The sequence below is a fragment of the Deefgea piscis genome, assembly GCF_019665785.1.
In the GTDB taxonomy this organism is placed as follows: Bacteria; Pseudomonadota; Gammaproteobacteria; order Burkholderiales; family Chitinibacteraceae; genus Deefgea.
In genome coordinates, this window is the sequence record NZ_CP081149.1 from 1443646 (window position 1) to 1458136 (window position 14491).

Below are 14491 nucleotides of genomic sequence, written 5' to 3' on the forward strand. Positions count from 1 at the left end.
TGAGTTCGCCGTTTTTATTGGCTAATGAATAAGGAAATGGCGATGGGAATCTCGGTGAATGGGGTGGATATTAGTGACGACGTAATTCAATTAGAGCGTCAAGCGCAGCCAGAGAAAACACTCGATGAGGTGGTCAAAGAGGTGATTTTACGGACAGTTTTGCTGCAAGAAGCGCAAAAATTAGCCATTGAAGGTCAAGATGACGATGAAATCATTGGTAAGCTATTAGAGCGTGAGATCAAAGTGCCGCAGGCCGATGCTGCAAGTTGTTTGCAATGGTATGAGCAGCACCCAACAACCTTTGTGCAAGGGGAGTTGGTGACGGCCAGTCATATTTTATTTCAAGTAAGCGAGACGGTTCCTTTGGAGTTATTACGGGCGAAGGCCGAGTCGATATTGGCGGATATTTTGCAAAATCCAGCCGTGTTTGAGCAATGTGCTAGGCAGTATTCAAATTGCCCTTCTGGGCAGGTGGGCGGCAGTTTAGGGCAGTTTTCGCGCGGCGAAATGGTGCCTGAATTTGATAAAGTGGTGTTTGCACTGCAAGCGGGGGAAATCTCCCCGCGCTTATTAGAAACCCGATTTGGTTTGCATATCCTACGCTGTGAGCACAAGCTGCTTGGCAAAAGATTAGACTTTGCGATGGTAAAAAATAAAATCGCGCAGTATTTACACGAATCGGCGACTCGGCAGGGGATGAACCACTATTTGCAGCAAAAAGTGAGAGCGGCAAAGATAGAAGGGTTTGATCTGATCGGCGCTGATTCGGTGCTCATGCAATAAAGGTTTGCCTGATTAGGTCTGTGCTTCAGAAAAGCGGCGTAGCAGCGGGTTTGCCCACGAAGGTTTTTTATTTAGCCCGCGCCGACAAATACGCGATTTTTATGGGTTTTTGCAGTAAACACATCATCAGCTAGGTTTAAAAATCATGCCATATTGGCTGGCATGTTGAATTTCTCGGATATTTTCGGGGTATCGAATTTTGCGCAAAAAATCAGGCTAAATAATGATTGGTATTACGATACAAGGCTTTAGAGTTATGCTTGGCAGGTCAATACATAGTGGGTGTATTGTCAAACGCTGGTGTTATTCCCTTGGGCTTTCTGTTTAAAAGGTTTTACACTTTACCCCTTTTGAGACTTGGGGTTTTTGATGTCACGTACCATCTATTTGCTACGGCATGGACAAACGAAATTTAATCTCGAACGTCGCATGCAAGGGCATTGTGATTCCGCGCTTACAGAACTGGGTGTGGCGCAAGCGCGGGCCATGGGCGCGACTTTACGGGCAGAATTAGGCTCCCTGGACGACTGGCAAGTGTTCGCCAGTCCACTGGGCAGAACCATGCAGACAGCAGAACTTGTTTGCGCTGAGCTTGGCTTAACCAGTGGCTGTATTCAGCCAGAACCGCGTTTGATTGAAGTCGGTTTTGGTGAATGGGAGCAGCAGCAAGTCCAAACCCTACATACCCAATATCCTCACCTAGCAACGCGTCCGGATTGGCATTTTCAAGCGCCAGGCTGTGAAACCTATGCCGATGTGGTGCAGCGACTGGAAAACTGGCTGGCCGATGACACCTTGCCAGCTCAGCTGATTGTTGTGGCGCATGGCCTATTAGGGCGAATTTTACGTGGAATTTATGCCCAATTATCACCAACAGCGCTGTGGGAGCAAGATATGCCACAAGATGCGTTTTTCCGCTTACAAAATGGTAGTCTGACTCGCATTGAGTGCCAGCCCTTGCCCATCGTAACTGTGTAATTTGCTGTATTGTCACCGCAATCACACCCAAGCGAGCTGATTTTGCTTGGGTGCTTGCTGGATCAAGTGCCGCGCTAGGTGCTTGGGTTGCTGATGCTACTGACAAAATCGGCTTCAGACTGCGCTTGGAGTCGGCCACTTTTACACGCGGCTTGAAATAGCGCGTAATCTTGCTCGCTTTGGTCGGCATAGTTGCGCGCATAACGCATCATGGTCATGGCAAATTCATCATCTTCACCTAAATAGCCCGCAATTTCGCCGGCAAATCCTCCGCTGCGTGCATGCGCTCGAGCCAGCACCCAGCCGCATAACTCACCATACAGCGTCATCATCGATGGGGTATAGCTATCGATGGCGGGAGAGATTTTCATATCGCGCAATTGGCGGAAGTAAAAATGATGATTACCCGCACTAGACCAGCCCAAAAAGATATCGCTAAACGCCTGCATCAAGCGCTTACCAACCACCACACGCTGCCCTTCATTGCTATACGGTGAGACGCCGCTGGGTACATACGGCGCGAGCACCGAAGGGCGAGCTTCTTTGATTTGTAAAAATAAAGGTTTATCTTGCTCATCAGTGAGCAGCAGCGCCAAGCAACGCGTGCCGACACTGCCTACGCCCACCACTTTGCAAGCCAGATCTTGCATCGTAAAACGGGATAATAATTGGCGGTGGCTGATGCTAATAGTGTTTTGATATTCGCTAAATAATTGCTGAGCCAAAGCTTGGCGATTGCCTAATAAAATTTCGCGCTCGTGCGCACCAAAAATGCTGTTTTCACCAAAAATATGAAATAAAGCCGGTAATTCATCGTTAATTTGCCAGCGGCCATCAACCTTGCTACTGATTTTGGGCAGCAAACGTTCGTGGGTGCGTTTTTGGGCGCGTTTCATTTCTTTGCTCAGCTGCTTGCGTGCGTCTTTGTCGGTGATATTGGCCAGCAGCCGCTCATAACTAATTTGGTCATACCAAATTTGCATCGCACCTTGTTCGGCATACTGCGCCATCCAATGCTGATAACTACGCACCAATCGGTAGATCGTTTCATCGGCCGCTGCTGCAGAAAACCCAGAACTGCGTGAAGCCAAAACAAAGCTGGCCGTCAAGCGTTTGATATCCCACTCCCAAGGCCCTGGGTGGGTTTCATCAAAATCATTCAGATCAAATAACAGCGTGCGTTCAGGCGAAGCAAAGCCACCAAAGTTAGCTAAATGCGCATCGCCACAAATTTGCTGAATGATGCCGCTGTGTGGCGTAGCCGCTAAATCATGTGCTTGCAGCATGGCTGAGCCACGAAAAAAGGTAAATGGCGACACCAGCATTCGGCCATAGCGCAGCGGAACGAGGCGTTCAATTCGCCCTTGGCTACTGGCAATGAGTAGTTCGAGTGGATCGCGTTGAATATTGCCTAAAGTGGCATGCGCGGCAATCGGCGCGGTTTGACGTCGTGCTTGTCCTTTGCTGAGTTGCTGTTGCAGTGCATTGAGCATAATGACAACTCCCAAATGAATTGCCGCTTAGTTTATCAGCTTCACGGCAGGGATTCTGTAGGCTTGTCGTGTTCTAGTGGCTTGTCGTCGTTGACGCAAGCGATTGATGCGGCAGGAAAGCATTGCCTAGGCTGGCCGTCGCAGCATGTCTCGGTGAGATAGGCGATCAGCTGCTGCATGATGCTCAGATTGGCCCGATAACGCATATAACGGCCCACTTGCTCAACAGTCAAAATCTTGGCTTGTGTCAAGGCTTTAAGATGAAACGACATATTACTCGCAGTTGATTTGTACAAATTACCGCAATGTTTGGTGCGCATCATTGCAAGCGGTGAAGTCGTCCGGCGAATAGAAAATAATTTCATGAGCACTTGACCTTGCCATGATGGCAAGCTTTATCGTTCATTCACGGTCAACGTTGGCCGATGCTCAATGGAGAACAGACTATGTACACGCTTAAGGTGGCAAAAATTGCTTGTGGTGGCTGCGCCGCTAAAATTAACTCCGCTCTGAAGACAGTAGATGATGCGGCTGAAATCGTCATTGATCGCATGGCGGGTATTATTCAAGTAAAAAGTGATCTCTCACTCGATGAAATTCGAACGGCATTGAATCAAATTGGCTTTCCAACTGTTGTTATATGATTTTGTGTCTTATCTCTTGCCAGCCCTGTGTATTCACAGGGCTTTTTAGTTTTTGCCGCTTGGTGGCTGCGCAAGCAATATCTTACTTGACCTTCCTATTGTGGCAAGGCTGAGACTCTATTCATCGACCACAAACCAGAAGTCTTATCATGACCAAATCGTATTTATCTTTAAACGCCGATCGGGAATTCAGGCTCGATATTGATGGCATGCATTGTGCGAGTTGTGTGGCGCATATTGAAGCGGCATTACTACAAACGCCGGGCGTGATCAGTGCGGTAGTGAATTTGGCGATGGAAACGGCGCAGGTCAAACTGCAGGCCGGTCATGATGAGAACAGTGTGCTCAATGCGGTGGCTAAGGCTGGTTTTTCGGCAACGCTGGCAAATGCGCCTAGCCTTCACGCCGAGCAGACGGTTAAATTGAGTTTGACTGGCATGAGCTGTGCCAGCTGTGTTGGGCGGATAGAAAGTGCTTTGCTGGCCACAAAAGGCGTGCTTGCTGCGGTAGTGAATTTAGCGACTGAATCCGCCCAAGTGCGGATTTCATCCGGCGTTAACGTGGCCACACTACTTGATGCCGTTGCTGGCGCGGGTTACCAAGCTCGTTTGTTGACGGTCGATATTGTCAACACACCGGCGGTGAAGTCGTCACCCTTTTGGCCGATAGGCCTCGGCGCTTTATTGTCTTTGCCCTTGGTACTACCGATGCTGGCCGAGCCCTTGGGTATGCACTGGATGTTGCCGGCGTGGGTGCAGTTTTTATTAGCGACTCCGGTGCAATTTTGGCTAGGTGCGCGTTTTTATCGCTCGGCATGGCGAGCAGTACGTAATCGGCGCGGCAATATGGATTTGCTGGTGTCGCTAGGGACTAGTGCTGCCTATGGATTATCGCTTTATCACTGGTTATTTGATGCTAGCCAAGGTGCGTTGTACTTTGAAGCGAGTGCGGTGATCATCACGCTGGTGTTACTGGGTAAATGGTTAGAAGCCCGCGCCAAACAGGAAACCACGGCAGCGATTAAAGCGTTGCAAGCCCTGCGTCCTTGTGTCGCTCGAGTGCGTAAAAATGGGCAGGATACTGAAATGCCGCTAGAGCAGGTACAGCTGGGTGATTGGGTAGTTGTCTTGCCGGGGGAGCAAGTGCCTGTCGATGGCGTGGTGCGCGAAGGTGAAAGCCAGCACGATGAGTCGATGCTCACTGGTGAAAGTGTGTTGGTGACGAAGGAAGTCGGCAGCAAAGTAAGCGGTGGTGCGATTAACCATGATGGCGTGTTATTGGTTGAAACCACGGCTTTAAGTGGTGAAAGTACGCTTGCTCGCATTATTCGGATGGTGGAAGACGCACAAGCGGGTAAAGCAGCGGTTCAGCGCCTGGTTGATCAAGTCAGCGCAGTCTTTGTGCCCGTCGTCTTAGTCATTGCGTTGGCGACTTGGCTGGCTTGGTGGTACTGGACTGGCAGTATTGAAAGCGGCATTTTGTATGCTGTGGCGGTGTTGGTGATTGCCTGTCCTTGTGCGCTGGGTTTGGCCACACCGACGGCAATTATGGCGGGAACTGGCGTGGCGGCACGATTTGGGATCTTGATTAAAGACGCCGAAGCGCTAGAGCTGGCCCACAAGGTCCAAGTGGTGGTGTTTGATAAAACGGGTACTTTAACTGAGGGTAAACCGCATCTTGCCGAGCTCATTGCTCAGGATGGCGAACAGATGGCAATGCTGGAATTGGCCGCCGCATTGCAACGCGGCAGCGAGCACCCATTGGCCACAGCCGTGATTGCCAAAGCCGATGCAGTTCAGCCATACCCGGCCGATAATCTGCAGGCGCTGCCTGGGCGCGGCATTGCTGGTGATATTGCCGGCACACGCTACTTACTGGGTAATCAGCGCTTGATGCAAGAAAAAAACATTGATCTGAGCATCATGCAAACAGCCCATGAGCTGGCACTAAGCCAAGGTTATACCGTGTCATGGTTGGCGCGTGAACAAGACTTATCCTTGATCGGCATACTGGCTTTTAGTGATGGCGTCAAAGCCAGCGCTAAAGAGGCGATTTCGCAACTGCGGGCCTTGGGGGTAAAAACGGTGATGTTGTCGGGCGACAATCGCTTTGCTGCACAGCGGGTGGCTGAGCAGTTGAACCTTGATGAAGTGATTGCTGAAGTCTTGCCGCACGAAAAAGCCGCGCACATTGAAGCGATGCGTGCGCAAGGTTTCGTGGTGGCGATGGTCGGCGATGGGGTGAACGATGCGCCAGCATTGGCTGCCGCCGATGTTGGGATTGCCATGGGCACCGGTACCGATGTGGCGATGCATGTGGCCGGTGTTACGCTAATGCGCGGTGACCCGCAATTGGTGAGCCAAACGATTGAAATTTCGCGTTTGACCTACCGTAAAATTCGCCAAAATTTGTTCTGGGCATTCATCTTTAATGCTATCGGTATTCCTTTGGCGGCATTTGGATTACTCAATCCAATGCTTGCTGGTGCTGCAATGGCATTCTCTAGTGTGAGCGTGGTATCGAATGCCTTATTATTGAAACGTTGGAAACCCTAGTGAATAGGGGCATAGCCCCTTTTTATGGGAATTGTAAAAGGATAGGCAATGAATATCGGACAAGCCGCCCAGCTCAGTGGGCTTAGCAGCAAAATGATTCGACATTATGAAAGCCTTGGCCTCATCAAGCCGCAAGGGCGTAGCGCAGCAGGGTATCGAATCTTTAATGACTTTGATTTGAGCCAGCTTAAATTTATCCACCAAGCGCGGGTATTGGGTTTTTCGCTCGAACAAATTGGGCAATTATTGCAGCTATGGCATCAAGAAAATCGCGCCAGTATCGATGTGAAAATGCTTGCCGAGCAACATATCAATGCGCTCAACGCCAAAATTGAATCAATGCAGCAGATGAAACACACTTTGGAACAATTGATCGATATCTGTCCGGCGAGTGCCGATCCAAACTGCCCGATTTTAACCTCGCTATCTAGCGCTTCAATTTGAATCAAGTTCACGCCAGAAGCGATGTTTGGCGGTAAACCCCAGCCGATATTTCGTCAGCTCTGCGATCTTTCGGGGTGAAAATTAGGCGCTAACCGTGGCGCTAGCGTTGCTTGATTTTGCTGATCTTTCGCTTTGGCGCAAACCGCTTGCTGTGGTTTACTCAATCAAAGTCTGGCCTTTATATAATTGATAAGGGTATTGCCATGCACGCATTAATTTTAAATGGCATGATGGCAATACCCATAGTTTTTAGTTCAAAGAGAAGCGAAATTGTTCAGCAGATTTCCCCGGCAAAGTGACTTTTAACAAAGCTTTGGTGCCGGCAACGGCTTTATATGGGCCGTACGCCATAAAAGAATTGTCGCCCGATGGGGAGATTTTCACGGTTTGTTTTTCGCTGCCATTGAGCAAAGTTAATTCCGCTACCGCGCCTTTAGTCGCAATCGCCTTATCACTATGCGTTGTCAGATACACCATCAACATATTGCCTTGGGTGCTCAGTTCGGCGCGAGTGCCCGTGGTCGCTTCGGCCATCACACCTTGATGTTTGGGTGTCATTTCGCCATCGGCCAAAGCAATGTTTGCAAACAAAACCAAACCGAGTGCGAGTAATGTTTTTTTCATGATATTTCCTTTAGTAATCTTGAGTAATTAATGCCCGTTAGGCAAAAGTTAAAACGTGGTTTCGCTCTGATCATCGACTAAACGTTGCAAGGGCTTTTGGCCAAACAACCAGAACATCAGCGGCGTGAGTAAAGTATCGAGCAAGGTCGAGCTGATTAACCCACCAAAAATCACCACCGCAACAGGGTGGAGAATTTCTTTACCCGGCGCATCGGCTGCAAACAGCAGTGGCGTTAAGGCCAGCGCCGCGGTTAATGCCGTCATTAACACCGGCGTTAACCGTTCTAGCGAGCCGCGCACGATCATCTGTTTACTGAAGGTTTCGCCTTCGAATTTACACAGATTGATATAGTGACTGACTTTTAAAATGCCGTTGCGAGTGGCAATACCGGTGAGCGTAATAAAGCCAACCATCGACGCGACAGACAAGGTAATACCACCCAGCCACATCGCCACCACGCTGCCAATCAACGCCATCGGAATATTGGCCATAATCACCGCAGCCAGCACTGCGGATTGGTAGCGCGTATAGAGCACCATAAAAATCAACGCCAGCGATAAGATCGATAGCAAGGCAATCAGCCGCGTAGCATCTTCTTGGGCTTGAAATTGACCTTCTAGACTGACAAAGTAACCTTCAGGCATGGTGTTCGTTGCCAATACCTCGCGCATATTAGCAATGATTTGCGCCATATCGCTGCCATCGGTATTGGCCGAAATCACGATCCGACGCCGACCATTTTCTCGACCAATTTGATTCGGGCCATCGCCTTCTTCAATGCTCGCCACTTGGGATAGCGGCACCTTGCCATGTGGGGTATCAATCAAGATATTGGCTAAGCCCGCCGCATCTCTTGCCGCATCCGGCAAACGAATCACCAGATCAAAGCGTTTGTTCTGATCCACAATCTGCGCCACCGTATCGCCTTCGCTCAAGGCTTCCAGCGTTTTGAGCAAAGTGCCCGGCGCAACACCGAGCTGCGCGGCACGGTCGTAGTCAATTTGCACTTTGATTTGTGGAATCAAGACCTGCTTTTCGATTTGCAAATCGGTCAGTCCTTTAATGCCCGATAGCTTTTGTTGCAAATCAGCCGCTTGAGTGCGCAGCGTATCGAGATCATCGCCGTAGATTTTTAAGGCGATTTGCGCCCGAACACCCGAGAGTAAATGATCGAGCCGATGCGAAATCGGCTGCCCCAACATCACTGTCGCTGGCAGGCTGGATAATCGTTGTCGAATATCCGCCAAGACTTCGTCGCGCGGTCGATCCGATGCTTTTAAGTCAATATCGAGCTCGCTGGTATGCACGCCCTCGGCATGCTCATCGAGCTCGGCGCGGCCCGTGCGGCGGCCAACGCTTTCGACTTCCGGCACGTGTTGCACCAGTGTTTCGGCCAATTGTCCGATGCGATTGGATTCGGCCAGCGACGTGCCGGGGTTGAGTAGTAGACTCACCAGCAAAGTACCTTCGTTAAACGCGGGCAAAAATGCGCGCGGCAAAAACGGCAGACTCGCCATCGCCACCACCAGCATTAACACGCCACCGGCCAGCAGGCTGCGGGCACGATCAAATGAACCCTCCAGCAAACGCTGATCGTGGCGCTTTAGCCATTGCACCAGTTTTGAATCACCATGCTCGATCTGCTTCATTTTGGGAAGTAGGTAGTAACACATCACCGGTGTGACCGTGAGCGCGACCAATAAACTGGCCAAAATCGAGGTGATATAAGCGATGCCCAATGGTGCAAACAAGCGTCCCTCCATCCCCGGCAAGGCAAACAGCGGCACAAACACCAATACCACCACCATCGTTGCCACCACCACGCCCGAGCGCACTTCATTACACGCATCGGCAATCACTTTGATTGAGGCGATCGCACCTTGCGGTTTTTTCTCTTTTAAACGCCGCAGCACGTTTTCAACGTCGACCAAGGCATCATCGACCAGCTCACCAATGGCAATGGCCAAACCGCCCAAGGTCATCACATTGACTGACAAACCCAGCGCTTTGAAGATGAGAAAGGTCAGTGCTAAGGACAAAGGAATTGCCGTTAGCGAGATGATCGTGGTGCGGGTGTTCATTAAAAACAGAAATAAAATCACCGCGACCATAATCGCGCCATCGCGTAGCGCTTCTTCGACGTTGTTGACTGAGGCTTCAATAAAATCAGCCTGACGGAACGAGACTTTGGGCGTGCTGACACCCGCCGGCAATGATTTGCTCAGACTGGCTAATGCCGCCTCAACCTCGCGCGTCACCCGCACCGAATCAGCAGTTGGTTGTTTTTGCACGCCGACAATCACTGCTGGCTGACCACCAAATCCGGCATCGCCGCGTTTGAAAGCCGGCGCAAACTTTACCTCGGCCACTTGCTTGAGCAACACCGGCTGGCCATTGTTGACCTTGACCGCCAGATTTTGCATATCTTCTAGCTTGGTGGTGCGGCCCATATTGCGAATCAAATACTCACGCGCATTTTGCTCCAAATACCCACCACTGGTATTGCCAGAAAAACCATTGACTGCTTGCTCTATGTCTTCATACCCAACAGACAGCTGCGCCATCATGGCTAAATTGGGTTCAACGCGAAATTGACGTACCTCCCCGCCAATGGGGATGACTTGCGCCACGCCCGGAATCGACAGCAGGCGAGGGCGTAGAACAAAATCAACGTATTCACGCACCGCCATGCCTTGCTGCGGATTTGCCCCTTGCGCCACAATCGGAAAGGCAATCAGCATAATTTCGCCCATCACCGATGAAATAGGGCCCATTGTCGGACTGATGTCATCAGGGAGCTGAGACTTTACTTCAGCCAATCGCTCGGCAACCAATTGGCGATTGCGGTAGATATCCGATCCCCAAGCAAATTCGGCATAGACAATCGACAATCCCACGCCCGATACCGAGCGAACTCGGGTGACGCCGGGCATACCATTGAGCGAGGTTTCCAGCGGAAAGCTAATTAATTGCTCGACTTCTTCGGGCGCCATACCGCCCGCTTCGGTCATAATGGTCACGGTTGGTTTATTTAAATCTGGAAACACATCCACTGGCATTTTGCTGGCGGTGTAGCCGCCATAAATCATCATGATCACCGCGATGGCGACCACAAACAGCCGGTTTTTTAAACTGGCATTCACAATCCAACTAAACATGATGCTTTCCTATCGAATCTGGTTAATCAGATTGGCGCCTTGTACTACGATGCGCTGACCGTCTTTGAGTTGGCCAACTAAAACTCTTTGACCATCGAGCGGCATTGGCTGCACCGGCACGGCGCGTAATACTTGGGCTTGTTCCAGCACCCAGACGACGTTTTGATTGCTGGTGTTTTTGACGATGGCGCTAGCAGGCAAGACGACGCCACGGGTTTGCTCACGGGTATTGGCGATCACTTTGACGACTTGCCCTAAGGCCAACGGCATCGCTTCGCTCGGCGCGAATAACAATGGCAAAGCGCCATCACGTAAAGCGCGAGCACCACCTAAGTATCGCAACGGGACCCCATTGAAGGCTGCGCTCTCAATCTGAGTGGTTATTGCCGGATCGTAAGCCAGTGCTTCAATCAAAAAGCCCTTTGGATCGACAATTTCAAACAAGATGGTGGCAGGATCAATGACCTGACCATTGACCACATTGCTGCTGGCCAAAACACCATCCAAACTCGCGCGCAAGGCTTCACCGTTACTGGCTGTTGATAAAGCGCTGCTGCGCGCTTGAATGGCTTTGAGTTGCGCTTGCGCGGCCTCGATGTCTTTGCGCGGGACCGAGCCTTCCAGTTGACGCAAGCGCGCTACAGTTTGCTCGGCTTGCGCTAAGTTAGCGCGTGTTTCCGCCCATTGAGCTTGTTGCTCTGCGATTTCATAGCTGCCTTGTGCAGGTCTAATCCACGCCAGAATTTGTCCTTTTTTGACCTTGCTACCCAGTAGCGGTAAACCGCCTGCCGGGGCGCTGACTCGTCCACCACTACTGGCCTGAACGCGCGCGCCGTGGTTGGGGTTCATGACAACATGGCCATTGAGTTCGATGGTTTTTGCTGCCGCGCTGGTTTGTGCCAACTGAGTACGAACACCGAGTTGAAATTGCGTGAGCTTAGGCACAAACACTCGGCCATCCGGTAGCCGTTGCGGCTTATTGGCCGTATTTACCGCTGGCGCTGCATCATGCGCATGATCGTCATCACCATGAGCCGATGCCGTGACTGGGCTGAGCGCTGCAACGGCCATGGTTAAACTGAGAATGATTGCATTGCGTTTCATAATTTGTTTCCTCCACGGCGGCGCAATGCCACCAGCAGCAGTAGGGCAGCAACGCCGCCACCAATCCATAGCCAAGTTTGAATGTGCATGTGCGGTGCATTCGCGACCGTCGGTGCCGCGACATTTAAGGTGGTGCCGAGCAAATCAGATTGTTCGCCAGCGAGTAGGGTCAGCGTGAGTGCATGTTCGCCCGTTTTGGCCAAAGGGGCGGCTGGGGCTTGATAAATGCCTGAGGCTACGGCTCTGAGTTTGGCTTTAAACGCACCGCTTTCGACTTCAAGGCTGGCATGGTTAACCGGCTGGTTGTCGGCAAATCGATTGAGGTAAACCGTGAGTAACTCGCCGTCCATCTGTGCGAGCACTTCAAAATCACTTGATGCACTTTCAGCGCTGGCTACCGCTACTTGCGTGGCAGCCGCTTGTGGTGCCGCGCCATGATCATCATCGCCATGCGCCCAAGTTGTTGCGCTGAGTATCAGGCCACAGATCAATACAGAAATACGTTTCATGGCAATACCCCAAATGTTTGTAAATATCGTGAATTGGCGCGCCCCAGTTCTAATTCGGCACGCTGTACGGCAAAACCGCGCTCAAGAAAATTAGCCTGCGCGCTGAGGAAGGCCGCCAAGTTAGTCTGTCCCGCTTGGTAGCTGCGTTGTTGCCACTGCCATGCTTGCGTCGCCAGCTGCAAACTGTGTTGCGCCATTTGTAATTGCTGGCGGGTCAATTCACGCGCTGCATTGGCCGCTTGCTGCTGAGTGTTGATTTGCCGCTCGGTACGCTGTACTTGCGTTTGCGCGCTGATCAATTCGGCATTGGCGCTTGTGACGCGCGCCTGAGTGCGTCCTTCGGCGCCAAATGGGATGCGCAGTGAGATTTTGCCGAGATTTTTATACGGTTCATCGGGGGAACCTCGCTCACGCGTTAGGCTCAGCGCCAGCTCGGGCGTGTCGCGAATGTCGTATTGCGCTTGCGCCAATTGCGCACCAGCTAATTGGGTCTGCGCTTGTAAAGCTTGGCGCTGTGGATGAACAACGGCATCGAGTGAAAGAGGCAGTGTCTCGGCTTGATCCGGTACAGGAATGTCACCGGCGAGTGCCTGAAACTGCAGCAGGCTTTCACTAAACTGCTGCTGGCTGACTGCCAATTGCAACTGCGCCTCTAGCAATGCTTGATGGGCTAGATTGACATCCAGCGGCGCAACTTCCCCGGCTTTAAGCTGGCGCTGCAAATCTTGGCTGATTTTTTCTAGTGCCTGCAGTTTTTGCTGCGCGCTGTCTTGCGCCAGTTTGGCCAAGCGTGCATTCCAAACCGCCTCACGCAGCGCACCGGCAAACTCCCAGCGGCTGAGCTGCAACTGACCTTGTTCGACCTGGGCTACTTGATTTAATTGTGCCAAGAGACGATCTTTTTGCCCCCATTGCCACAAAGGAATTCCCAGCTCGGCTTCATACTCTCGCGAGCCTTGGCTTGGTGATAAATTATCGTTCAGCGAATTGGTGCCTGAAATCGTTATTGACAAGGGCTCAGGCGTCATTGACTGCGCATTGCGCAGCGCACTCTGTGCTTTGAGTTGTTGTGCCGTTTGCACCGGTTCATCGATCTGGCTGGCCAGTGCAAAGGCCTCTTTGATCGTTGCCGCCTGCGCGGGCAACGCGATCAACGTGCACCACAAAATGGGTGCATAAAATCGTTTTGATTGCATGGTGTACCTATCATCATTTCTACAGAAAACCAGCCAATAGTGTGTATTGGCCAGTCAATCAGAAAAGACGCATCAGTAGCAGCAACTCACTTAGCCCCTCGGCCAGTTAATCAATCAACACCTTGCGCGCACAACAGCACGCAACGCATCAAAGTTAGCGTAAGAGAGAAGGGGATAAAAAGTTGGCTGACAACGCGCCTGATTAGGCGCGCAATTTAGGCGGGTCTTCGGGCGGGGCTAATGTCACACTGCATAAGGTGGCAGGTGAAGCATCCACCAAGATGGCAGAGAATAGTGGAACTGCAAATCGCGGATCTAGCAAAATCGAGTTCAGTGTCGTTTGACACGCTTTAGCACAATCTGTGGTTGTCGCAGGCATTGGCTCATGTACATGAACACTTTGCTGACCAAAAAGACCGAGATGAATATGCAACTGCTCGCTGCTTGGAGTCTGGCTTAAGTGGGGTTTGCTTGCATCATGCTGATGCGCTGCATGCTTAGTATGAGCGCTCGCTATTTTTGCATACGCAGGCATCTGTGCCAGCACGGAATTAACCGGCAGCACCAAGGCCAACACGCAAAAAAAGAAGAGACGCAGCGATTTCATCCCGCTAGCTTACATTAATGCAAATCGCATGTATAGCAGCAGCTGACGCTAACTTAAAAACTAAAAGCACTCATTTCTAAGCTAACTGGCTTCAAAAATGCATCATCGATTGTGTGGCTATTCAGGCGAGGCGTTCGCTGAGCTAGAAAACCCCAAGGCTACCCTCCATCGAGGCCGCCATCATTTTAGGTGTAGGCTGTTACTGTTCGGTCAAACCCGCGATTTGGCTTCATTGATCTGGCGATCGTTTCTTTGCGCTAGATCGGCGGTCGTTAATACTCACAAACGTATTTCTTACGTGAGACTTTGCTCTATTATTTCGTAAGGGATATATCGCCCAAGCATGACGGGTTGCTCTGAGAATCAAGTTGCGGGTCTCGCCATTATTTAAAGCC

General features: G+C 51.0%; 12 protein-coding genes. 5 read left to right on the plus strand and 7 right to left on the minus strand.

The annotated features are described in order from the left end of the window. Positions 1–36: 36 nt before the first annotated feature. Both K4H25_RS06700 and K4H25_RS06705 read left to right on the plus strand, forming a co-directional pair. Entirely contained in the window at positions 37–783 is a 747-nt protein-coding gene (locus tag K4H25_RS06700) for a peptidylprolyl isomerase (RefSeq protein ID WP_221022564.1), read from the plus strand. Positions 784–1152: 369 nt separating this feature from the next. Continuing rightward, on the plus strand, positions 1153–1761 hold the full coding sequence (locus K4H25_RS06705) for a histidine phosphatase family protein (protein WP_221022565.1): 609 nt from the start codon (positions 1153–1155) through the stop codon (positions 1759–1761). 74 nt (positions 1762–1835) lie between these two features. Here K4H25_RS06705 and K4H25_RS06710 read toward each other — a convergent pair whose 3' ends face one another. Continuing rightward, a complete protein-coding gene (locus K4H25_RS06710) occupies positions 1836–3254 on the minus strand; it encodes a DUF2252 domain-containing protein (RefSeq protein WP_221022566.1) in 1419 nt (472 codons plus the stop codon). Positions 3255–3295: 41 nt separating this feature from the next. Continuing rightward, positions 3296–3619 (minus strand): ArsR/SmtB family transcription factor, encoded by a 324-nt coding sequence (locus K4H25_RS06715; protein ID WP_221022567.1) that lies wholly within the window; start codon positions 3617–3619, stop codon positions 3296–3298. An 81-nt stretch (positions 3620–3700) separates the two neighbouring features. Here K4H25_RS06715 and K4H25_RS06720 point away from each other — a divergent pair, with 81 nt between their 5' ends. From K4H25_RS06720 to cueR, 3 genes are all read left to right on the plus strand, one after another. Continuing rightward, positions 3701–3898: a heavy-metal-associated domain-containing protein gene (locus K4H25_RS06720; protein ID WP_221022568.1), complete on the plus strand. Its 198-nt coding sequence runs from the start codon at positions 3701–3703 to the stop codon at positions 3896–3898. Between the two features lie 149 nt (positions 3899–4047). Next, positions 4048–6453 carry a heavy metal translocating P-type ATPase gene (locus tag K4H25_RS06725; RefSeq protein WP_221022569.1) on the plus strand — a complete coding sequence of 802 codons (2406 nt, stop codon included), beginning with the start codon at positions 4048–4050 and terminating at the stop codon, positions 6451–6453. Between the two features lie 48 nt (positions 6454–6501). Next, positions 6502–6897: a Cu(I)-responsive transcriptional regulator gene (gene cueR, locus K4H25_RS06730; protein ID WP_221022570.1), complete on the plus strand. Its 396-nt coding sequence runs from the start codon at positions 6502–6504 to the stop codon at positions 6895–6897. A 249-nt stretch (positions 6898–7146) separates the two neighbouring features. Here the strand turns inward: cueR and K4H25_RS06735 are convergent, their stop codons facing one another. The 5 genes from K4H25_RS06735 to K4H25_RS06755 are packed head-to-tail and all read right to left on the minus strand — an operon-like array spanning position 7147 to position 13489. Next, the gene (locus tag K4H25_RS06735) at positions 7147–7521 is read right to left on the minus strand and encodes a hypothetical protein (protein ID WP_221022571.1); all 375 of its coding nucleotides are present in this window, start codon (positions 7519–7521) and stop codon (positions 7147–7149) included. Positions 7522–7569: 48 nt separating this feature from the next. Next, entirely contained in the window at positions 7570–10680 is a 3111-nt protein-coding gene (locus K4H25_RS06740; protein WP_221022572.1) for an efflux RND transporter permease subunit, read from the minus strand. Positions 10681–10689: 9 nt separating this feature from the next. Beyond that, positions 10690–11784: an efflux RND transporter periplasmic adaptor subunit gene (locus K4H25_RS06745; RefSeq protein WP_221022573.1), complete on the minus strand. Its 1095-nt coding sequence runs from the start codon at positions 11782–11784 to the stop codon at positions 10690–10692. Further along, positions 11781–12293 (minus strand): hypothetical protein, encoded by a 513-nt coding sequence (locus K4H25_RS06750; RefSeq protein WP_221022574.1) that lies wholly within the window; start codon positions 12291–12293, stop codon positions 11781–11783. The genes K4H25_RS06745 and K4H25_RS06750 overlap by 4 nt, the downstream gene beginning before the upstream one ends. Continuing rightward, positions 12290–13489: a TolC family protein gene (locus tag K4H25_RS06755; protein ID WP_221022575.1), complete on the minus strand. Its 1200-nt coding sequence runs from the start codon at positions 13487–13489 to the stop codon at positions 12290–12292. Before K4H25_RS06755 ends, K4H25_RS06750 begins: the two co-directional genes overlap by 4 nt. Positions 13490–14491: the final 1002 nt, after the last annotated feature.

Coding starts and splice junctions, on each gene's coding strand:
- K4H25_RS06700 (WP_221022564.1), top strand. CDS start 37: ATGGCGATGGGAATCTCGGTGAATGGGGTGGATATTAGTGACGACGTA.
- K4H25_RS06705 (WP_221022565.1), top strand. CDS start 1,153: ATGTCACGTACCATCTATTTGCTACGGCATGGACAAACGAAATTTAAT.
- K4H25_RS06710 (WP_221022566.1), bottom strand. CDS start 3,254: ATGCTCAATGCACTGCAACAGCAACTCAGCAAAGGACAAGCACGACGT.
- K4H25_RS06715 (WP_221022567.1), bottom strand. CDS start 3,619: ATGAAATTATTTTCTATTCGCCGGACGACTTCACCGCTTGCAATGATG.
- K4H25_RS06720 (WP_221022568.1), top strand. CDS start 3,701: ATGTACACGCTTAAGGTGGCAAAAATTGCTTGTGGTGGCTGCGCCGCT.
- K4H25_RS06725 (WP_221022569.1), top strand. CDS start 4,048: ATGACCAAATCGTATTTATCTTTAAACGCCGATCGGGAATTCAGGCTC.
- cueR (WP_221022570.1), top strand. CDS start 6,502: ATGAATATCGGACAAGCCGCCCAGCTCAGTGGGCTTAGCAGCAAAATG.
- K4H25_RS06735 (WP_221022571.1), bottom strand. CDS start 7,521: ATGAAAAAAACATTACTCGCACTCGGTTTGGTTTTGTTTGCAAACATT.
- K4H25_RS06740 (WP_221022572.1), bottom strand. CDS start 10,680: ATGTTTAGTTGGATTGTGAATGCCAGTTTAAAAAACCGGCTGTTTGTG.
- K4H25_RS06745 (WP_221022573.1), bottom strand. CDS start 11,784: ATGAAACGCAATGCAATCATTCTCAGTTTAACCATGGCCGTTGCAGCG.
- K4H25_RS06750 (WP_221022574.1), bottom strand. CDS start 12,293: ATGAAACGTATTTCTGTATTGATCTGTGGCCTGATACTCAGCGCAACA.
- K4H25_RS06755 (WP_221022575.1), bottom strand. CDS start 13,489: ATGCAATCAAAACGATTTTATGCACCCATTTTGTGGTGCACGTTGATC.